Annotated in this window: 18 protein-coding genes; 14 read left to right on the forward strand and 4 right to left on the reverse strand. The window is 38.8% G+C overall.

Annotation, left to right across the window (positions count from 1 at the left end; translation table 11 throughout):
- The first annotated feature begins 133 nt into the window (after positions 1-133).
- Entirely contained in the window at positions 134-1348 is a 1215-nt protein-coding gene (megL, locus tag MKY78_RS12300; RefSeq protein WP_339213033.1) for a methionine gamma-lyase, read from the forward strand.
- Here the strand turns inward: megL and MKY78_RS12305 are convergent.
- The gene (locus MKY78_RS12305; RefSeq protein WP_339213034.1) at positions 1320-1877 is read right to left on the reverse strand and encodes a short-chain dehydrogenase; all 558 of its coding nucleotides are present in this window, start codon (positions 1875-1877) and stop codon (positions 1320-1322) included. The two genes, megL and MKY78_RS12305, sit on opposite strands and share 29 nt — an antisense overlap.
- Before the next feature lie 139 nt (positions 1878-2016).
- On the opposite strand from MKY78_RS12305, the gene cls reads away from it, so the two are divergent.
- The 7 genes from cls (at position 2017) to hutG (ending at position 11431) form a co-directional block, all read left to right on the forward strand.
- Positions 2017-3453 carry a cardiolipin synthase gene (gene cls, locus MKY78_RS12310; protein ID WP_339213036.1) on the forward strand — a complete coding sequence of 479 codons (1437 nt, stop codon included), beginning with the start codon at positions 2017-2019 and terminating at the stop codon, positions 3451-3453.
- Between the two features lie 181 nt (positions 3454-3634).
- On the forward strand, positions 3635-4150 hold the full coding sequence (locus MKY78_RS12315; RefSeq protein ID WP_339213038.1) for an acyl-CoA thioesterase: 516 nt from the start codon (positions 3635-3637) through the stop codon (positions 4148-4150).
- A gap of 189 nt (positions 4151-4339) precedes the next feature.
- A complete protein-coding gene (locus MKY78_RS12320; protein ID WP_339213040.1) occupies positions 4340-5761 on the forward strand; it encodes an alanine/glycine:cation symporter family protein in 1422 nt (473 codons plus the stop codon).
- Between the two features lie 270 nt (positions 5762-6031).
- Entirely contained in the window at positions 6032-7555 is a 1524-nt protein-coding gene (gene hutH / locus MKY78_RS12325; RefSeq protein ID WP_339213042.1) for a histidine ammonia-lyase, read from the forward strand.
- Positions 7552-9204, forward strand: a complete 1653-nt coding sequence (hutU, locus tag MKY78_RS12330; RefSeq protein ID WP_339213044.1) for a urocanate hydratase — start codon at positions 7552-7554, stop codon at positions 9202-9204. The genes hutH and hutU overlap by 4 nt, the downstream gene beginning before the upstream one ends.
- A gap of 50 nt (positions 9205-9254) precedes the next feature.
- The gene (gene hutI / locus MKY78_RS12335; protein WP_339217902.1) at positions 9255-10463 is read left to right on the forward strand and encodes an imidazolonepropionase; all 1209 of its coding nucleotides are present in this window, start codon (positions 9255-9257) and stop codon (positions 10461-10463) included.
- Complete coding sequence (gene hutG, locus MKY78_RS12340; RefSeq protein WP_339213046.1) at positions 10460-11431, forward strand: formimidoylglutamase; 972 nt, start codon at positions 10460-10462, stop codon at positions 11429-11431. Before hutI ends, hutG begins: the two co-directional genes overlap by 4 nt.
- 106 nt (positions 11432-11537) lie before the next feature.
- Here the strand turns inward: hutG and MKY78_RS12345 are convergent, their stop codons facing one another.
- Positions 11538-11855 carry a helix-turn-helix domain-containing protein gene (locus MKY78_RS12345; protein ID WP_186868264.1) on the reverse strand — a complete coding sequence of 106 codons (318 nt, stop codon included), beginning with the start codon at positions 11853-11855 and terminating at the stop codon, positions 11538-11540.
- A 239-nt stretch (positions 11856-12094) separates the two neighbouring features.
- Between MKY78_RS12345 and MKY78_RS12350 the strand changes: the two genes are divergently transcribed.
- The 3 genes from MKY78_RS12350 to MKY78_RS12360 all read left to right on the forward strand — a co-directional run bounded on the left by MKY78_RS12350 (position 12095) and on the right by MKY78_RS12360 (position 14525).
- Positions 12095-13339, forward strand: a complete 1245-nt coding sequence (locus MKY78_RS12350; protein WP_339213048.1) for an aminopeptidase — start codon at positions 12095-12097, stop codon at positions 13337-13339.
- Positions 13340-13489: 150 nt separating this feature from the next.
- Positions 13490-13663 carry a hypothetical protein gene (locus tag MKY78_RS12355; RefSeq protein WP_339213049.1) on the forward strand — a complete coding sequence of 58 codons (174 nt, stop codon included), beginning with the start codon at positions 13490-13492 and terminating at the stop codon, positions 13661-13663.
- Between the two features lie 79 nt (positions 13664-13742).
- Positions 13743-14525: a class I SAM-dependent methyltransferase gene (locus MKY78_RS12360; protein WP_339213050.1), complete on the forward strand. Its 783-nt coding sequence runs from the start codon at positions 13743-13745 to the stop codon at positions 14523-14525.
- Between the two features lie 263 nt (positions 14526-14788).
- Here MKY78_RS12360 and MKY78_RS12365 read toward each other — a convergent pair whose 3' ends face one another.
- Positions 14789-15112, reverse strand: a complete 324-nt coding sequence (locus MKY78_RS12365) for a hypothetical protein (RefSeq protein WP_339213051.1) — start codon at positions 15110-15112, stop codon at positions 14789-14791.
- 404 nt (positions 15113-15516) lie between these two features.
- On the opposite strand from MKY78_RS12365, the gene MKY78_RS12370 reads away from it, so the two are divergent.
- From MKY78_RS12370 to MKY78_RS12380, 3 genes are all read left to right on the forward strand, one after another.
- A complete protein-coding gene (locus tag MKY78_RS12370) occupies positions 15517-16503 on the forward strand; it encodes a phosphotransferase (RefSeq protein WP_339213052.1) in 987 nt (328 codons plus the stop codon).
- A gap of 117 nt (positions 16504-16620) precedes the next feature.
- Positions 16621-17322: a peptidase E gene (locus tag MKY78_RS12375; RefSeq protein ID WP_339213054.1), complete on the forward strand. Its 702-nt coding sequence runs from the start codon at positions 16621-16623 to the stop codon at positions 17320-17322.
- 25 nt (positions 17323-17347) lie between these two features.
- Positions 17348-18421: a hypothetical protein gene (locus MKY78_RS12380; protein WP_339213055.1), complete on the forward strand. Its 1074-nt coding sequence runs from the start codon at positions 17348-17350 to the stop codon at positions 18419-18421.
- A 202-nt stretch (positions 18422-18623) separates the two neighbouring features.
- On the opposite strand, the gene recQ is transcribed toward MKY78_RS12380, so the two are convergent.
- Entirely contained in the window at positions 18624-20768 is a 2145-nt protein-coding gene (gene recQ / locus MKY78_RS12385) for a DNA helicase RecQ (protein ID WP_339213057.1), read from the reverse strand.
- Between the last annotated feature and the right edge of the window lie 93 nt (positions 20769-20861).

Here is a 20861-nt window from a genome sequence, read left to right on the forward strand (position 1 = left end):
TATTAGAACTGATTGTATAAAAAGGCAATTAAAAGGCTTAGGAGAAATAAAAAAGAAAACGCTTTCATAATCTGGGGTAATAGAATATGATAGTAGTAGATTCCGTATCAAGTTAAAGATGAGGAGGAGAAGTATGGCACGCTCGTATAAATATATGGAAACGTCTGTTATTCATGGGGGATATGATACAAAAGAGATGTTAGGAAGCCTTACCCCACCATTATTTCAAACCTCGACCTACACATTTGAATCAGCAGAGCAAGGGGAAAGGCGCTTTGCGGGGGAAGAGGATGGGTACATTTATTCTCGACTAGGAAATCCAACCGTAACCATTTTAGAAGAAAGAATTGCTGAACTTGAAAATGGGGAGCGGGGGCTGGCATTTAGCTCAGGAATGGCCGCGATATCAGCTATATTAATTGCCTTAACGAAGGCAAATGATCATGTCCTTTGTTCTTCAGGACTGTATGGATGTACATTTGGATTATTAACCATGATGAAAGAAAAATATAATATTACACATGATTTTTCCAGCATGGAGACTGAGGAGGCGATTCGTTCTAAGATTAAGCCTGAAACAGTCTGTATCTATGTGGAGACACCTATTAATCCGACAATGAGGCTGATTGATTTAGAGATGGTAGCAAGAGTTGCAAAAGAAAATGACATAGTAGTTGTTGTAGACAATACGTTTGCATCACCTTATTTACAAAATCCATTAGATTTAGGCTGTGATGTAGTGCTTCATAGTGCAACGAAATATATAGGTGGGCACGGAGATGTCATTGCAGGCCTAGCAGTAGGAAAGAAGGATTTATTAGATGAAATCGCAATGACTACGTTAAAGGATATCGGTGGTGTTATAGCACCATTTGATGCGTGGTTATTGTTAAGAGGGTTGAAAACATTACCTGTTCGGATGGAACGTCATTGTACGAATGCCGAGGAAATAGTGAAGCGTTTAAAGGAGCACCCTAATGTTTCTACCGTATATTATCCAAATGATGATTCTCACCCAGATTATCCTATTATGAAAAAACAGATGAGGCGTGGCGGGGGAGTCATTTCATTTTCATTAAAAGGGACAAAGAAAGATGCGCAAGCCTTTCTAAACCATCTATCTTTTTTAAAGATTGCCGTTTCCCTTGGCGATACCGAAACATTAATTGAGCATCCCGCAACGATGACCCATGCCGTTGTTCCCGAAGAATCTAGAGAAAAGATGGGAGTTACCGATCAATTAATACGCTTGTCAGTTGGATTAGAGGCTTGGCAGGACATCTGGGCGGATTTGGAGCAAGCACTTAATCAAATCAAGATTAACTCGGACGCTTACTCCAAGGCTTAAGGGTCCCGATGACAGTTTCTCGATAATCGTGCTTAATCACTTTGATGACACCACTTGCGATCTCCTCATGTGTGAGCCATCTGGAAATTCTATTTTCTAATACAAAGCCTAAATAAACACGTCTGTATTCACAATTATCGGGTACAGTCGTGTTTTCCTTTACAAAGAAAGAAGAGCTTCCTTGTACGTGAATTAATTTCCAAGGTTTCTTTCTCTCTATTACTACCTTTAAAATCGTTGGTAATGCATGGGGAGCGGAATTATGAATCCAGCTAACGATTAGATCGGGATACCCACCTTTTAGTTGGATTGCTTCTTGTATCTTTTTTTGAAGTGCAGCTTCATCATGGTAATCAACCGAGATGGAATAAAGCTTATGGGGAAAGAGGCATCTTCCTTGCATAGCTTGAAACTTATTTTTATTTCGATGCACAACATACACATCATAACCTTCTTCTGCGAGAAAGTGACAAACCCTCTCTAGCATTCCTGTTCCACCGATAACAATAGCAAATAAATTTTTAGTCATGCTTTTATCCCCCTTCTGTTATATTATTATATAATGAATGGTTCTGTATAAACGAACCTACAAGAAGTATGCTATAGTTACTTATGTTCATTAGTTTGGTGATTCGAATTAATTTTATTTAGATAAAGGGGTAATTGGTATGGAATTCATGCCATATTTATTATTTGCGATTATATTGTTTAACATTGCACTAGGAATATCAATTGTTTTCCTAGAGCGTAAAGATGCTTCGGCCACATGGGCATGGCTCATGGTATTGCTTTTCATACCAATTGCTGGGTTCTTCTTGTATTTGATTTTTGGAAGACGATTAAGCGGAAAGCGTATCTTCACATGGGATGCAAAATCTAAGCTTGGTGTGAAAAAGACGGTACAGTCCCAGCTAAGAGCGATTGAAAATGATCAATTTGTTTTTAATGAATTAGAAGAGTATAAGGACTTGTACTATTTACATTTACGAAATGATGATGCGATATTAACTCAAAATAATGCCATCGACATATTTGTGGATGGAAAAGAGAAGTTCAAGTCACTCCTTGAGGATATGGAACGCGCAAAAGACCATATTCATCTATTATATTACATTATTCGTCATGATGAATTAGGTTTACAGATTGCCAATATGCTTCTCAAAAAGGCAAAAGAAGGTGTAGAAGTTAGGGTGCTATATGATGCTCTTGGTACTCGTTCCTTAAGACCAAAGTATATGAAAGTTCTCAGAAAAGCTGGGGTACAATTAGAGGCATTTTTCCCATCATTGATTCCGAAAATTAATTTCAAGCTCAATTATCGCAATCACAGAAAGCTAGCTATTATTGATGGGAAAGTAGGTTACATCGGTGGATTTAATATTGGCGATGAGTATTTGGGCAAGAGTAAGAAGTTTGGTTATTGGCGTGACACGCATCTTCGAATTATCGGTGATGCAGTTCAGAGTATGCAGACTCGTTTTATCCTAGATTGGAACCAGGCTTCGAAGCAGGATATTCATTATGATAAGCGATACTATGCTTCTGTTCCAAAGGGTGAAGCAGGTGTTCAAATTGTTTCCAGTGGTCCAGATTCGAACTGGGAGCAGATCAAAAATGGTTATATAAAAATGATTTTGTCCGCTAAAAAGTACGTCTATATTCAAACTCCTTACTTTATCCCGGATGAAAGCTTAAGAGATGCGATTCGAATTGCAGCCTTATCTGGTGTTAAAGTGAAAATTATGATTCCGAATAAGCCAGACCACCCATTTGTATATTGGGCAACGCTTTCCTATGTAGGAGACATGTTACAAGCGGGTGCAGAGGTTTATATTTATCAAAAAGGTTTTCTACATTCAAAAACAATTGTGGTAGATGGCAAAATTGCTTCTGTTGGAACGGCGAATATTGACGTGAGAAGCTTCCGTTTGAATTTTGAAGTAAATGCTTTTCTGTATGACCGTACCCTGGCAGCAAAGCTGGTTGAAGCCTTTCATGAGGATGTAGAGAACTCCACACAAATGACAAGTAAACTCTACAACAAACGTTCGTTTGGAATACGAATAAAAGAATCAGTATCAAGATTACTCTCACCAATACTATAAGAAATGTAATCGTACAATTATGATTTGCTTATGAAACGTAAAAAGATGGCTAGAATCAGCACGGGGTCCTATCTAGTTTCTTATTATCGTACGCAAGGGTCTGACTGAGGAAGGTTTACCGTTTAATTAATAAAAAAGGATTCTTCTATATTCGTTAACTAACTTTTGGAGTGATGTTCAATTGGAAAAAAAACCATGTTCAAGTTCATTAGCAGTTAAGACATCTCATGTATTACCACCAGATACCAATTATCATGGCACATTATTCGGTGGTACGTTAATGGCTCATATTGATGATGTCGCAGCAATTGCAGCGGTTCGCCATTGCCGTAAAGCGGTAGTTACAGCTTCTACGGACTCTGTTGACTTTTTAGAGCCTGTAAAGCAAGGTAACTCTATATGTGTAGAAGCATTTGTCACTTGGACACGTAATACATCGATGGAAGTATTCGTAAAAGCAGTAACAGAAGACCTGCTTACAGGGAAGCGTAAAGTATGTGCGACAGCCTTTTTAACCTTTGTAGCGGTGGATGAAAATCTACGCCCTGTACCCGTACCGGAGGTTTACCCAGAGACTGAATCAGAGAAGCTGTTATATGAAGGTGCCTCTTTACGTGCAGAGCGTCGTAAAGAGCGAAGAAAGTATTCTAGAGAATTCGCCGACAAGTTTGGAACATCATATCCGTGGAATAATTAGACATCTTACAGTAAAATTATATTATGTGTGTTTCTAGGCAGATAGGAAAGTGTAATAATCTTTCCTGCTTAGCATTAGAAAAGGAGCCTATTTTTATAGGGCTTCTTTCTTTATTGTGAGGGAAATTCTCATAATTGGTTATCCTAAGCATAAGTATGTAGCTAAGACAGAAGAGAAAGGGGTTACATGATGACGTTTATTGAAAATTTAGTTGGTGAAGCTAATAATATTTTATGGTCATATGTACTTATTATTGTATTAATTGGATTAGGCTTGTATTTTACAATACGAACGAAACTTGTTCAATTTATTAATATTCCAGAAATGTTCCGGGTTATCTTTGACAAGCGGAGCATAAATGCCTCGGGTAAGAAAGGTACATCTTCATTCCAGGCATTTGCAATAAGTGCAGCATCTAGAGTTGGAACCGGTAACCTTGCTGGGGTAGCATCAGCTGTTGCCATTGGTGGCCCTGGAGCAATATTTTGGATGTGGGTCATTGCCTTATTAGGAGCGGCATCAGGCTTTGTAGAAAGTACGTTAGCTCAAGTATATAAGGTTCCAGAAAAGAGCCAATATCGTGGTGGACCTGCTTACTATATGGAAAAAGGCCTCAAAAGCCGTTGGTTAGGGATCATATTTGCGATTACGATAACATTTACATATGGGCTCGTATTCAACTCTGTGCAATCGAATACGATTAGCCTTGCGTTTGATGATCAGTTTCATATTTCAGGATCTACCATGGCAATTATATTATTAGTTTTAGTAGCATTAGTTATTTTTGGCGGTTTAAAAAGTATTGCGAATGTGTCGCAAGTAATCGTTCCAGTTATGGCTACCATCTATTTACTGATTGCTTTTTATGTTGTACTTATCAATATTGACGCAATTCCTGAAATCATATCCCTTATATTTGCTAATGCATTTGGTTTACGAGAGGTTGCTGGTGGTGGATTTGGTGCAGCAATCATGATGGGAATTAAACGTGGATTATTCTCGAATGAGGCAGGTATGGGGAGTGCACCTAATGCTGCCGCGACAGCAGAAGTGTCTCACCCGGTAAAACAAGGATTAATCCAAGCATTAGGCGTATTCTTTGATACGTTACTAATTTGTACAGCAACAGGATTTATCATTATTACTGCAGGTGATTATGCTGGCAGTAAATTAGATGGAATCCAACTAACACAGAACGCCTTTACGCAGCATGTTGGTGATTGGTCAGGAATCTTTATTGCGATTGCGATATTCCTCTTTGCTTATAGCTCTATATTAGGGAATTACTATTATGGTGAAAGTAATATTGGCTATATTAAAGATAGCCCAGGATGGTTATTTGTGTATCGTCTGGCAGTATTAGCAATGGTTGCTTTTGGTGCATTAGCGAGCTTTGACTTTGTTTGGGCACTAGCAGATTTAACGATGGCGATTATGGCATTAATCAACCTGTATGCAATCACGAAGCTCTATAAAATTGTGCATGTTGTATTACGGGATTACCGTGAGCAGCGTCGTGCAGGGAAGGATCCTGTATTTAATCGCGAAATATTGGATGATCCAAGTGGAGTTGAATTTTGGGAACCTGGACAGGTGAAAGGAAAAGAATAGCGTAATTGGATAGACATTCGTCATGAGGCGGATGTCTATTTTTTTGCTTAATAATTGGGAAATTACTCCTAAACAATATATTGCAATAGCTAATGAAAGCGTTTAAAATAAAGAAAAGTAAGAAAATTGTAAATGGGGTATGGTAATGAAATCAGTCCATCCATTATATATAGTAATTGTCCATAATCAAGGAGGTTAGGTAATATACCTAGCCTCCTTTTACTTTGTTCACTTTAACTTAGTAACGTGATGCTATAAAGGGGTGTCGTAATGATTGTATTAACAGGAAAATCCTTAACGTTAGATGATGTTGGCAGGATTGTTTTCCAAAATGAACAAGTCGTTTTATGTGATCGTCAACGAGAGAAACTAAAACAGAATCGCGAAATCGTAGAGGAAATGCTCCAGGATAAAAAAGTGATGTATGGAATCAATACGGGCTTTGGCAAGTTAAGTGACCATCGAATTAGTGATGAAGACTTAGAAGCACTGCAACTAAATTTAATTCACTCCCATGCTTGTGGTGTAGGCGAACCCTTCGATGAAAAAATTAGTAAAACAATGGTACTACTTCGAGCAAATGCACTTGCCCAAGGATATTCTGGTGTTCGGGTTGAACTAGTTCAATCATTAATAAATCTAGTCAATGCTAACATTTGTCCGGTCATTCCCCAGCAGGGCTCTCTTGGTGCAAGTGGTGACTTGGCTCCATTATCCCATCTTGCTCTAGTAGTGATGGGTGAGGGAGAAGTGTTTTATCAAGGAAAGCGGATGCCAAGCATGGACGCATTACAAGGTAATGGGCTAACACCTTTAATCTTAAAAGCAAAAGAAGGTTTAGCATTAATTAATGGAACACAGGCGATGACTGCAACCGGGGTTGTGGCGTATTTAGAGATGGAAAAGTTATTACATCAAAGTGAGTTAACTGCTTGCATGACGATGGAGGGGTTACGTGGCATTAGAGATGCATTGGATGCAGATTTACACCGGGTTAGAGGACATCAAGAGCAAATAGATGTAGCAAAACGAATGCGACATAGTCTACACGATAGCACGCTATTAAGTTCACAAGGAGAACTTCGAGTGCAGGATGCCTATTCATTACGGTGTATCCCACAGGTTCTCGGAGCTTCATGGCAAACACTTCACTATGCTAAAGAAAAATTAACGACAGAGATGAATGCCGTAACAGATAATCCATTAATTTTCTCAGAGGATTGGAAGGTTATATCTGGTGGTAATTTTCACGGTCAGCCTATTGCCTTTACGATGGATTTTTTAAAGCTTGGCATTGCAGAACTAGCTAATATTGCCGAGCGAAGAATTGAGCGCCTTGTTAATCCTCAATTAAATGATTTACCAGCGTTCCTAAGTCCGAATCCTGGGTTAGAATCGGGAGCGATGATTATGCAATATAGTGCAGCAGCGCTCGTTTCCGAAAATAAAACCTTGGCCCATCCTGCTAGTGTCGATTCGATTCCTTCTTCAGCTAATCAGGAGGATCATGTCAGTATGGGAACGATTGCTGCAAGGCATGCACTAACCATGTTGCAAAATACAAGAAGGGTAATTGCGATTGAACTCATTTGTGCGATGCAGGCGGTGGAATATCAAGGCGTTGAAAAGATGGCCACAAGTACGAGAGCGTTCTACAACAAAGCTCGAAAGGTAGTTGCAAGTATTCGAAAGGATCGCGTGTTTTCAACAGATATAGAAAGGTTAACTGCTTGGCTGAAGGAATCAGGTGCAAGTGAGGTTATGAATCAAATTGGAGAGGTGGAAGATGTATGAAAGGAAAAGAGGTACGTGCTAAAAAGGGGCTGGAATTAGCGTGTAAAGGTTGGGAGCAGGAAGCAGCTCTGAGAATGCTGTATAACAACTTAGATCCAGAGGTGGCAGAGAATCCAGAAGAGCTTGTTGTGTATGGAGGTATTGGGAAAGCAGCACGAAATTGGGATGCATTTGATGCGATTGTACGCACCTTACAAACTTTGGAAAACGATGAAACAATGCTGATTCAATCTGGTAAGCCTGTTGGAGTCTTTAAGACTCATAAACACGCTCCAAGAGTGCTGCTGTCTAATTCGGTATTAGTACCGAAATGGGCTAACTGGGAGCATTTTCATGAGCTCGATCAGAAAGGATTAATGATGTATGGGCAAATGACAGCAGGAAGCTGGATCTATATCGGAACACAAGGGATATTACAAGGAACGTATGAGACATTTTCTGCAGTTGCGAAAAAGCACTTTGGTGGGACATTAAAAGGAACCATTACATTAACTGCTGGTCTTGGGGGAATGGGTGGAGCGCAACCTTTAGCAGTAACCATGAACGAAGGAATTGTCATAGCAGTGGAAGTAGATAGAGACCGTATTGAAAAACGCTTAAAGACGAAATATTGTGATGTGATGACAGATAGTATCGATGAAGCCATCCAATGGGCTAAGGAAGCCAAAGCAGAAGGAAGGGCATTATCCATTGCATTACTTGGCAATGCAGCAGAGGTTCATCAAGCTCTCTTGCAGAAGGATATTAAGATTGATATCGTGACAGATCAAACCTCCGCACATGATCCGTTAAATGGTTATATTCCGATAGGTTACTCGGTGGAAGAAGCGGCAGCACTCCGTAAAGCAGACCCTGACAAGTATATGACATTAGCAAAGCAAAGTATGGCGAAACATGTTGATACGATGTTGACCTATCTGGAACAAGGTTCGATAGTATTTGATTATGGGAACAATATTCGACAAGTTGCCAAGGATGAGGGGATTGAAAAAGCGTTTAGCTTTCCTGGCTTTGTGCCAGCTTATATTCGCCCATTGTTCTGTGAAGGGAAGGGTCCATTCCGCTGGGCTGCGTTATCTGGTGATCCAAAGGATATTTATCGTACGGATGCGTTAATTAAAGAGCTATTTCCAGAAAATAAACCCCTTATTCGCTGGATTGATATGGCAAAGGCAAAAGTTGCTTTTCAAGGTCTACCATCTCGAATCTGTTGGTTAGGCTATGGGGAACGGGTAAAAATGGGCTTGGCAATCAATGAGCTAGTTCGTAACGGAGAGTTGAAGGCGCCAATCGTCATTGGTCGTGATCATTTAGACTGTGGATCTGTTGCTTCACCAAATCGTGAAACAGAAGGAATGAAGGATGGCAGTGATGCAATTGGGGACTGGGCAGTATTAAATGCATTGATTAATACAGCTGCTGGTGGTTCTTGGATTTCTTTCCATCATGGGGGAGGAGTAGGAATGGGCTACTCGCTACATGCTGGAATGGTCGCTGTAGCAGACGGTACAGACTTAGCAAAGGAAAGATTAGCAAGGGTTTTAACAACAGACCCAGGGATGGGAATTATTCGCCATGCTGATGCTGGATACGAAAAAGCGCAGGAATTTGCAGATGAACATCATATCACAATACCGATGAGGGGGTAATGTAGGTGCAAGTTGATTTACTCATTACAAATATTGGCGAGCTTTTACCGATGGATAAAAAAGGCCCAGTAAAAGGTACCGATATGAACGCATTAACGATATGGCATGATGCAGCAATCGGAATTAGGGATGGGGTAGTGGTTTGGATAGGTTCCTCGGAAGAAGCTACTATACTAGAAGCCACGCAAACAATTAATGCAAATGGTAGTTTAGTAACACCTGGGCTTGTGGAGCCACACACCCATTTAGTGTTTGGTGGTTCTCGTGAAAAGGAACTAGCTCTGAAGCAACAAGGCGTGCCATATCTAGAGATTTTAAAACAAGGTGGTGGAATATTATCTACCGTACGGGCGACACAAGAAGCCTCATATGAAAGTCTTCTAGAGAAGGCGTTATTCCATTTGGATCGAATGGCTGCATATGGGATTACTACTGTCGAAGCAAAAAGTGGCTATGGTCTGGATCGTGAGACGGAACTGAAACAGCTACGTGTTGTTAAAGCATTAAATGACCAGCATCCGTTAGATATTGTTTCTACGTTTCTAGGTGCCCATGCCATTCCAGTTCATTACAAGGATGACCCGGAGGCATTTCTTCTTGAAATGAGTGAGATGTTTGATGAAATCAAACAAGAAAACCTTGCAGAATTTGTAGATATTTTTACTGAAACAGGTGTCTTCTCTGTTCCCCAGTCAAGGCGTTATTTAAAGAAGGCGAAGGAAAAAGGGTTTGGCTTAAAAATCCATGCCGATGAAATTGACCCATTAGGTGGTACAGAGCTGGCGGTGGAACTTGGCGCTATTAGTGGTGATCATCTTGCTGTAACGTCTGATGAAGGAATAGAAAAATTGGCCAATTCGAATACGATTGGTGTTATTTTACCGGGTACTAGCTTTTATCTAGGGAAGGATGATTATGCTAGAGCACGTGAGATGATTGATGCCGGAGCGGCCATTGCCATCTCAACAGACTTTAACCCAGGGAGCTCGGTTACAGAAAATCTACAATTAATCATGTCCATTGCGGCTCTTAAGTTAAAATTATCCCCCGAAGAGATATGGCATGCTGTAACGGTTAATGCTGCCTGTGCAATTGGCAGAGGAGATGTCGCAGGCTCTATTGCAATTGGTAGAAGGGCGGATATTGTTGTTTGGGATGCACCGAATTATCTCTATATCCCATATCATTATGGTGTTAATCATACGAATACAGTGATTAAAAACGGCAAGGTAATCTATGAAAGGCAGGGGCTACGATGAAGGAGTTTCGTTATTTAAAGCCAGCTGGCCAGGCGATATTTAAAGACCGATATACGAAGAAAGCAAAGGAGTTATTAACAACCTGGACTAGGGGGAAAGCAATTTCATATGGGATGGTCGGGCTTCCATTATCCAAGCCATCTATTAGTCATTCAGGTGCAGCATTTGCTCCTACTGCGATACGGGAAGCGCTGCAGAGTTATACCGTATATTCCGGTGAACAAACGTTTGATTTACATGAGGAAATAGTTGACTTCGGTGATATTGAGATGCATCCAACTGATATTAACGATAGCCAGGCGAGGATTCGTATAGGGCTTTCCGATATATTTCAACAGGAGGATGTAAGGAACTGGTTTCTACTTGGTGGAGATCATTCGGTAAGTTATTCGGCTATTAAGGCTTTTAGAGAACAATATGGAGAAGTTGGTGTCATTCAGTTCGATGCCCACCATGATTTACGTAATACAGAGGATGGTGGACCGACAAATGGGACCCCGTTTAGAAGATTACTAGAGGATAAAGTTATTTCAGGGGGAAATCTAGTGCAAATTGGAATCCGAGACTTCACCAATGCAAAAGCCTATCATACGTATGCAATGGATCATGGGGTAACTGTCTATACTATGAAACAAGTACGAGACCAAAGCCTCTCTAATATACTGGCGAATGAATTAACAACATTAACAAAACGAGTAGATGCTATTTATTTATCAGTGGATATGGATGTGTTAGATCAAGCCTTTGCACCAGGCTGTCCAGCAATTGGCCCCGGAGGAATGGACAGTGTTACACTGTTACATGGTATTTATGACGCTGCTCAACATGATTTAGTAAAAGCACTAGATATAGTAGAAATCGACCCTACCCTTGATTTTCGAAATATGACAAGTAGAGTAGCTGCCTATGTATTATTGGAGTTTATGAAGGGGAAACATATCAGGAATAAAAGTATCAACATTACTTAGCATATTATTCAACAGTAAGCCTACCTGTAACAAATACAGATTAATGAAAACCCGAATAAGCTCTTACAATAGAGTTCATTCGGGTTTTCATATAGTATATTTCTCTCTAGTTAACTTCTTCTTCCGCAATCCAATCATTAGCCCAATTTTGAATATCTTGAATAACAGGGCGTAATGACTCACCCTTTTTGGATAGTGAGTATTCAATACGAACAGGAAACTCAGAATATATATGACGTATGACAATGCCCTCTTTTTCAAGCATTTTAAGTCTATCAGAAAGCAATCTTCCACTTATCGGTAAATTCGATTCCATTTCGGAAAAACGTTTCGGCCCATCTAATAATTCAAAAAGAATTAATCCAACCCAACGTTTGCTTATAATCTGCATAGCTTTTTCGAAGCGTGGACATAATTCACTCATAGGATCACCTCACTCTTATGGAATCGAAACAATTCATTAGCTTACAAAAAGTAACTAAATGAATTGTATCACAACCTTTTCAACGTGTAAAATTCGTTTTCTTATACATGCAGATACTATCTTTGTCTCTACTATCTTCCAGAAAAATCCTATCCGAATATAAACTCATGTAGTTGGCTATTTTCTTAATTTGTGAAATAATAGCATTATCTCAATAATTACTAATTGGAGGTTATTACATGGTATCACAACAAATACAAGAAAAATACGCAGAGTTAGCATTACGTACTGGCGTTAATTTACAAAAAGGACAAGCCTTAATGATTAATGCGCCACTTGAAGGGGTAGACTTCACTAAATTGGTTGTCCGTAAAGCATATGAACTAGGCGCAAAAGATGTACATATTAACTGGGTAGACGATGAACTAACCTTATTGAAATTTGAAAATGCACCAGATGAAGTAATTGCGGATTATCCAGAGTGGAAAGTGAAGCTCCATGATTCATTTGCAGAAGACGGTGCGGCGGTGTTAAACATCCGTTCCACTAATCCAGATTTGCTAAAAGATGTTGATCCAACCCGTGTAGCAAAGGCAAATAAAGCTGCTGCACAAGCAATGTCTAATTTCCGTAAATATACCATGAATGATAAGATTACATGGACAATTATCTCGATACCTACAGGGGATTGGGCACAAAAAATCTTCCCTGATAAATCAAAAGAAGATGCAATAGAAAGTTTATGGGAAGCTATTGTGAAAATCGTGCGTGTGGATCAAGAAGACCCAATCGCAGCATGGGATGCACATAATGAAACATTAAAAACAGCTCGTGAAATTTTAAATGAGAAGAATTACAAGAAGCTTATTTTCAAAGCACCAGGTACTAACCTAGAAATGGAACTTCCTGAAGGCCATATTTGGAAAGGTGGATCCGCAGTTTCTGAAAAAGGAATTACGTTTAATCCAAACATGCCTACAGAAGAAGTATTCTCCATGCCGCATAAATATGGTGTTAATGGAACTATTTCTAGTACAATGCCTTTAAACTATGGTGGAAGCTTAATTGATAACTTTACATTGACTTTCAAAGATGGTAAAGTCGTTGATTTTAAAGCGGAGCAAGGGGAAGATACCCTGAAACATTTATTAGAGACAGACGAAGGTGCAAGCCGCTTAGGGGAAATTGCATTAGTACCGCATGAATCACCTGTATCACAGTCTGGATTACTTTTCTATAACACATTATTTGATGAAAATGCATCTTGTCATGTCGCGTTAGGTAAAGCTTATCCGACGAATATTGAAGGTGGATCAGCGATGTCTGAAGAAGAGCTGGATAAGCATGGTGTTAACGATAGCTTGACACATGTTGACTTTATGTTCGGCTCTAAAGAGTTAGACATTGATGGCGTTAAATCTGATGGTACTACGGAGCCAGTGTTCCGTGGTGGTACTTGGGCATTAGATATGAAAGGTAACTAAATAGCTTAAAAAACTGTTACACGAGGTGTAGCAGTTTTTTTTCTGTTGTTTAATAATGATAGAGTGAATTTTTGTAAAATTGAAACCTTTATGTGTGATATTCGTATGAAAAGGAGGTCGTAAATTCTTCGTATAAAAGGGGTCAATAAGATGAGGCAATATAAACGATATATGATGATGTTGTTAATCATTGTAATCGTAGTGGTAACGATCATATTTTTCTTCCCTGTTAATGGTAGTAAGAAGGCGGTTAATGTATTGAGTGTATTTACCGGAATGGAAATCTTACATACGGATCACACATATAGTTGGTATTCAACCTGACATATTCGTGAAAAGAACCATAAATGGAGGAAGAATACCTTTCTAAAGCATTAGAGTTCATTAAAAAGGAGACGAACAAATGGATATTTTAAACCAGAATAGTATGGCCTGGGATAAGAAAGTGGAGGATGGAGTTACTTATACAATGCCAGTGAGTAAAGAGATTATAGAGAAAAGTAAGAACGGAGATGTTGAAATCAGCATAACAGCTACTAAAAAAGTACCACGTGATTGGTTTCCAACGTCACTTCACGGATTAAAGATTTTATGCTTGGCTTCTGGTGGTGGACAACAGGGACCGGTTTTAGCGGCAGCTGGGGCCGATGTAACCGTAGTCGACCTATCAGAGAAACAGCTAGAACAGGATAGAAAAGTGGCAAAGCGTGACGGGCTTAAGCTAACTACCATACAAGGGAGCATGCTAGATCTCCACTTTTTGGTAGACGAGACGTTTGATATGATTGTGCATCCTGTTTCGAATGTGTTTGTCGATAATATTTTACCAGTTTGGCAGGAAGCTTATCGGGTGTTGAAGGATAATGGCGTTCTAATCGCTGGAATTACTAATCCTTTGCTTTATATTTTCGATGAAGAGGAGGAAGACAAGGGGAATCTAGTAGTCCGGCACAAAATCCCATACTCAGATTTAAAAGTATTATCTGAAGAAAAACTAGCAGAATTTCGCGCATCCAAACGTGCACTAGAATTTGGCCATACATTAGAAGACCAAATTCAAGGACAGATTGATGCAGGATTTGTCATTACAGGCTTTTATGAAGATGACTTTGGTGGTCGAAGAATGCTAGATAATTATATTAAGACCTTTATTGCAACGAGGGCCGTTAAGATGAAAGAATTTTAGCGAAGTAGGACAAAAAGTTGTCTATTTTAAACTGGATATGCGAATACAAGTAATCCCGTACCACTATTTTACGTGATACGGGATAATTGATTTTAGGCTATATTCTACATAGCCATTATGTTAACTTTTACGAAAAGTATCCATAAAGGCTTGGAAAATTTCAGTACCTTGGTAAGACAATAACATTACCGCAGTAAATGAAAAGATTCCCATCATAATGAAACGTGCGACCATCATCGCTTTCACCCTCCTTTGAAAATAACTTAGCTGATTTTCAAAGAAGTAGAGATTAGATAATTAGATTGATAAAAAATAGGACATAATACTGTTCGTCTTTTAACGAATTGAACAAATCGATTAAACGAGAATACAAAGATAAAGGTTACTACTAGAATAGTCCCCAGGAACAGGAACGTAATCTTTAGTTTCCCATCCCCACCTACTGGGGAAAAATCATCTAAAGTAGAAGCTGTTGGGGTATCGTATTCTTGGGCTAGAATCGGGTTCTCGTGTTTAAAAACTGCATGAGCATAATAAAATTGACCCATTACGGTTAACAGGACGAACAGGGCAATATACCTTTTCACAGAACCACCCCTTTAAGTAATTTCTATATTATACATCCAATCGTTGAAAATTAGAAGTGGGTTGTTCGTTAGATGGAATTAAAAAAAGAATTTGAAAATTCATTGTTTTGCGGAGGGTTATAGTATATAATACAAGTAACGAAAAGCGAAAGGGGTGAGGTCGATGTTTGCTAAATTCAATAAGTTTGGTCTTTCTTCGTCCTTACCTTTTAATAATATGTAATAGTTTGCCCTTAGGACGGAAAAGATTTGAGGGGCTTTTCACAAGAAAATGGAAAAGAAATAAGGAGAGCCATATTTTAAATTGGTTCTCCTTTTCTTTTTCGTAATTCCCTATAAGCTTGTTGAATATTGTTGTCAATATTCTATGGAAGGGAAGTATTGTTATGATGAAACTTAGCAGTATGATGAAAGTTGTCGAAACCGTGGACAATGAATGGAGAAGTCCATTGGCAGAGGAGATCTTATCAAGATGGCATTATGATGAAGGGACGGTATACTTTTTCCGGGCGAGTGCAAATTTCCTTTTCATTTTTCAAAGAGAAGGTAAGCCATATTTTTTAAGGTTCAATGATTCCTCAGAAAGAGATATTAAAGTAATAGAGGCAGAGCTGAGAATTGTCGCATATTTGAAGGAACACACATTAAACGTTGTTCAGCCAGTGTTATCCAGGAACGAAAAGTATATTGAAATTGTCGAAACAAAGTGGGGAACCTATCATTGCGTTGTGTTTGAAGGACTTCAAGGACAGCATTACGAGCTAGATGAATTGACGGAGGTCCAGATTTATCAATGGGGCCAAGCATTAGGGGAGCTTCATGCTACTTTGAAAAATATGCCTGATCACCTACTGGAAAATCGTCCAAGTTGGAAAGAGCGATTTAAAATCGCGAAAGAGGTTATTCCTGCAAGTGAACTATTTGCTCATCAAGAACTGGAACGATTACAAAGCTGGGCAGAGAGGTTACCATTGGTGAAAGAAAATGTTGGCCTCATTCATTATGATTTTGAATTAGATAATGTCCTTTTTGAAAAGGAAAAGATGCATATGCTCGATTTCGATGATAGTACGAGTCATTGGTTTATCGCGGATATTATTTATGCCCTTAGGGATGTAGGGGAATTAGATAGTAATTCTCCTATTGTAAGAGAGTTTATTCGTGGGTATAAAAGCAAGACAGAATTAGATGAGAACATTCTAAAGGAAGCGGATAAATTTGAAAGAATGCACAAATTAAACAGTTTTGCGATGTTGATTAGAACAGTGGACATTATAGAATCAGAAGATGATCCAGAGTGGCTCTTGAATTTAAGGAATAAATTAGTAGGCTATATCGAGGAATATCGACAATCTTTTGAAGCGATTGAAATGAATATCGATAAGGATTAGTAATAGGAGGAGTTAATAGTTATCGATAGTATTAACTCCTTTTGAAAATAAAAATGTTTTTTCGAAATCCCGTTAAATAGATGTGTAGATTAATTTCTATAAAAAGGAAGTGGAAAGATGAGGCAAGTAATAGCTCTTGGAGGTGGTGGATTTTCGATGGAGCCAGAAAATCCCTTGCTAGATTTATATATTCTTCATCAGTCAGGTAAAACAACTCCAAAGATTTGTTTCATTCCTACAGCGAGTGGGGATTCAGATAATTATATAGCAAGGTTTTATAGCTTCTTTGAAAAACAAAGCTGTAAAGCCTCGCACCTTTCCCTATTTAAACCACAAACTAGAGATTTGCAAAGCTATCTACTAGAAAAAGATATCATTTATGTTGGGGGAGGTAACACCAAGAATATGCTTGTATTATGGAAAGAATGGGGTATAGATACTATATTAAAAACGGCTTGGGAGCAAGGCATAGTTTTAGCTGGTGTTAGCGCAGGTTCCATTTGCTGGTTTGAAGAAGGGGTAACCGATTCCTATGGTGATAAACTGGAACCAATAAATGGCTTAGGTTTCCTTAGTGGAAGTAATTGCCCACATTATGATGGAGAAACAAATCGCAGACCTTCTTACCAACAGCTTGTAGATAAAGGAGAAATGAAAGCTGGTATTGCTACGGATGATGGTGTAGCGCTTCATTATATTAATCAAGAATTAAGCGAAATTGTAAGTTCAAGATCTAATGCAAGGGCTTATAACGTTTATCTGGATAAGACAGTAAAGGAGATGGAATTAGAGGTAAGATATTTAGGACAAGCTGATTAAGAATTATAAAGGAGAAAGTATTGCAATGAGATGCGATGGTATTATACAAGCGATTCAAAAATTAGCGTTAGAAAATATACCGAAAAATCACATTTCGAAAATTGGTGAAGGTGCTTGGCATGATGTATATAAAGTAGAAAGAGAAATAGCAGCAGATATTGTATTAAGAATCAAAAAGAAGGAAGCATATGGGATCGTACAAGAATATGAAGAGAATGAATTGATTTCTGAATACGAATCTACGAAAATTTACTATCAGAATGCTAATGCCTGTTGCGATGGGATTTGTCCATCGTTTTTTGATTACTTTTTAGACGAATCTATCGTATTTACAGTGGAATCTTATATGGGAAAAGGAATGCCACTTCAAAGTTTACGTCATCATGATGCTTTTTCAGTAGGGGAAAAGTTAGGATGTTTCTTTCGGTCGATGCACAGTAAAACTACGGGTTTAGAGGGATTTGGTGCGTTGGAGTGGAATGGGGGAAATTTGGAAGGGGAAGTACAACAGGATGTCAATCAAATTTGGCAAGATGATAACGACCAGTATATAAGCGTATTGGAGAAGCTGACTAGAACAGATTTACAATTTGATCAGATCAATGTTGTGAATAAGGTGATAGACATCATTAACGACCGTCGTAATCATCAGCAGAAGATAGCATTAGTAAATCAAGATATAACACCAGAAAATATGATAGTACATTCGGGCAATGTTTCGATAATTGACCCATTTCCAAGGCTAGATTTCGACTTGAAATATGCCGGTTATGTGGTCTTTTGTTATAAATTTCTTCTTCCAGCTTATTCAACTGCCCCAAGATATCGGAGTAGTGGATATTTGCAAAACGCAACTACAATGAGTTATATTGCCGACGGCTTTATAAAGGGATACACAAGTGGTGATGCTCGGTTGATTCGGTCGATAACGTATGAATATATCTTATGGATTTTATTAGAGATATATGAGCACTACGATATCTTGAATGGGAACGATTTAAGCTATAAAATACGCCAACAAATGGGGGATAAGGACATGATTAACCATAGGTTAAGGGTCTGTTTAAACGAACTAGAAGAATCTTGTTTAGCTTTATAATGGTAACCTTTTCAATATAAATATAAAGTACTCTTGGCTGAATGATAATCTAAATGAAAAGGATGTAATGGAAAACCGAGTGGCGGACAATCTCCATATGGAACAGGACGCCCTATGATACATCTATGCCTGGAGCAATGGTGTCTAGCCATCCGGTTTTCCTCTTGATTGAAACGCTTCTAGTCTCATTCTTAAGTGTTGTTTACATGAGTCCATTCTTTACCAAAGCAGCCTTTATTTTTGTATAGTCATAGCCATCAGGCAATGCTTCTTTTAAAGGTTTGAGTTTTGGTTCTTCGATTTCTTCTCTTTTTGCTAGAATGGTTGCTTCTTCTTCTGCATTGAAAAATATATTCCACGCAATCGGATAGCCTTCTTGAAAGGCTTTAAATAAATGGTTTTCAACGGTCATCGTTGTCATTTCACGAATAGCAGCAATATCTTTAATCGATTTTCCAGATTGGAATAGCTTGTAGCTAACTAAATGACTTGGGCCTTCTTCTTCGCTTTTCTTTGGTTTAGGAGAAGGAGAAGCACCAGAAATTTTCACTCTAGTTTTCGCTTCGGGATGGTGATTACGCCACTTTTGGATGACGGATAAGAAGGCATCACCATACTGTTCATACTTTTTCTCACCAATACCTTTAATTTCAAGCATATCTTCCTTTGTATCTGGGAAATATCTGCTCAGCTCTTTTAAGGTAGCATCAGAAAATAGCACATAAGGTGGGACGTTTAGCTCGTCGGCCATCTCTTTTCTGAGAGCACGTAGCTCCTCGAATAGATCTTTGTAATAATCATCTTCTTCACCAGTAGGGATTGGCGCAGTATACATTTCCACGGTTCTTTGACCTTTTAATACTTCCACTGAATGCTGATTAAGTTTTAACGTTGGAAATTTCCCTTGTTCAGTTGATAGTAACTGTTCTGCTACGAGGAAGTGAATTCGTTCCGTAATTTCCTTCTCGGTATAAGCGGATAGTAATCCATACGTGGATAATGACTGTAATCTAAATTCGCGAAGCTTTTTGTCATTAGATCCTTTTAACACCTTTGCAGTCATACTAACACCGAAACGTTCCCCCATTCGTTTTACACAGGAGAGAATCATTTGTGCTTCTTCTGTTATATCAGTCTTTTCTATTTTTTCTACACAGTTACTGCATCTTCCGCAGTTTTTATGTGGGGATTTGTCTTTGAAATAATCCAATATATAACTGCTTAGACAACCTTGGGTGTGGCAGTAGTTGACCATTGCTTGTAGTTTTGTATATTCATTTTGCTTAGCGGCATCATCCATTAAGGAACGCTCAATTAAGAATTTTTGCAGTTGGATATCCTGCGGTGAAAAGAGCAAAATACAGTCACTTGCTTCTCCATCTCTACCAGCTCTTCCAGCCTCTTGATAATAGGATTCAATATTCATTGGCATCGAATAATGGATAACGTAGCGAACATTGGATTTATCAATCCCCATTCCAAAAGCATTAGTGGCAATCATAATTGGTTTTTTGTCATGGATAAAGGCAGCTTGTGCTTGCTTCCTAGCTTGTTCGGACATACCTGCATGATATTTTGCTACCTCTATGCCACGGCTTGAAAGCTGATTATACAGTGTATCTGCTTGCTTCCGTGTCGCAGTGTAGATGATGCCAGACTCATCTTGATGTTCTTCTAAGAAGGCACGAATATAGCTTGTACGGTCCTTTCCTTTGACGATATGAAAGGCTAAATTATCACGGGCAAATCCAGTATTAATTACGTTTTGATTGGCTATATGTAATAGTTCCTGAATATCAGAAATTACTTCCTCCGTTGCTGTTGCGGTGAGTGCCATGTAAACAGGGATATTCCTAATTTGTTTTAATGTTGGAACGATGGAGCGATAGCTTGGACGGAAATCATGTCCCCACTGGGAGATACAATGGGCTTCATCAAACGCGACAAGTGAAATTTTTATCCTTCTAATGACATGGATAAAGCCATTGGATTCGAATCGTTCCGGTGCAACATATACAAATTTATACCGTCCATCGGCAATTTCATTCATACGGATTTCCTGTTCTTCCGTTGATAATGAACTGTTAATGAAGGTTGCGGGAATACCTAGCGCTAGGAGAGAATCTACTTGATCTTTCATTAGTGAAATTAACGGGGAGATGATAATAGCTGTACCATCAAGCGCTAGGCCAGGGACTTGATAACAAATTGACTTACCCCCACCAGTTGGCATAACAGCAAGCGTATTTATCGTATTGGTTACTCGCTCGATTACTTCCCCTTGACCAGGTCTAAAGGATTCATAACCAAAATATGTTTTGAGAATCTTTTCTTGCTCTAGTATCATATTTTTCCTCCTCATCATCATTTATCCTATCATAAATTGATAAGGTAATCGAATTGGTAAATACTAATTATACTAGGATGTTATTACGAATAA

It is taken from the genome of Ornithinibacillus sp. FSL M8-0202, assembly GCF_037975285.1.
Lineage (GTDB): Bacteria > Bacillota > Bacilli > Bacillales > Amphibacillaceae > Ornithinibacillus > Ornithinibacillus massiliensis.

Coding starts and splice junctions, on each gene's coding strand:
- hutU (WP_339213044.1), top strand. CDS start 7,552: ATGAAAGGAAAAGAGGTACGTGCTAAAAAGGGGCTGGAATTAGCGTGT.
- megL (WP_339213033.1), top strand. CDS start 134: ATGGCACGCTCGTATAAATATATGGAAACGTCTGTTATTCATGGGGGA.
- MKY78_RS12360 (WP_339213050.1), top strand. CDS start 13,743: ATGGATATTTTAAACCAGAATAGTATGGCCTGGGATAAGAAAGTGGAG.
- MKY78_RS12380 (WP_339213055.1), top strand. CDS start 17,348: ATGAGATGCGATGGTATTATACAAGCGATTCAAAAATTAGCGTTAGAA.
- hutG (WP_339213046.1), top strand. CDS start 10,460: ATGAAGGAGTTTCGTTATTTAAAGCCAGCTGGCCAGGCGATATTTAAA.
- MKY78_RS12345 (WP_186868264.1), bottom strand. CDS start 11,855: ATGAGTGAATTATGTCCACGCTTCGAAAAAGCTATGCAGATTATAAGC.
- hutH (WP_339213042.1), top strand. CDS start 6,032: ATGATTGTATTAACAGGAAAATCCTTAACGTTAGATGATGTTGGCAGG.
- MKY78_RS12350 (WP_339213048.1), top strand. CDS start 12,095: ATGGTATCACAACAAATACAAGAAAAATACGCAGAGTTAGCATTACGT.
- MKY78_RS12355 (WP_339213049.1), top strand. CDS start 13,490: ATGAGGCAATATAAACGATATATGATGATGTTGTTAATCATTGTAATC.
- MKY78_RS12320 (WP_339213040.1), top strand. CDS start 4,340: ATGACGTTTATTGAAAATTTAGTTGGTGAAGCTAATAATATTTTATGG.
- MKY78_RS12305 (WP_339213034.1), bottom strand. CDS start 1,877: ATGACTAAAAATTTATTTGCTATTGTTATCGGTGGAACAGGAATGCTA.
- MKY78_RS12370 (WP_339213052.1), top strand. CDS start 15,517: ATGATGAAAGTTGTCGAAACCGTGGACAATGAATGGAGAAGTCCATTG.
- cls (WP_339213036.1), top strand. CDS start 2,017: ATGGAATTCATGCCATATTTATTATTTGCGATTATATTGTTTAACATT.
- hutI (WP_339217902.1), top strand. CDS start 9,255: ATGGATAAAAAAGGCCCAGTAAAAGGTACCGATATGAACGCATTAACG.
- recQ (WP_339213057.1), bottom strand. CDS start 20,768: ATGATACTAGAGCAAGAAAAGATTCTCAAAACATATTTTGGTTATGAA.
- MKY78_RS12375 (WP_339213054.1), top strand. CDS start 16,621: ATGAGGCAAGTAATAGCTCTTGGAGGTGGTGGATTTTCGATGGAGCCA.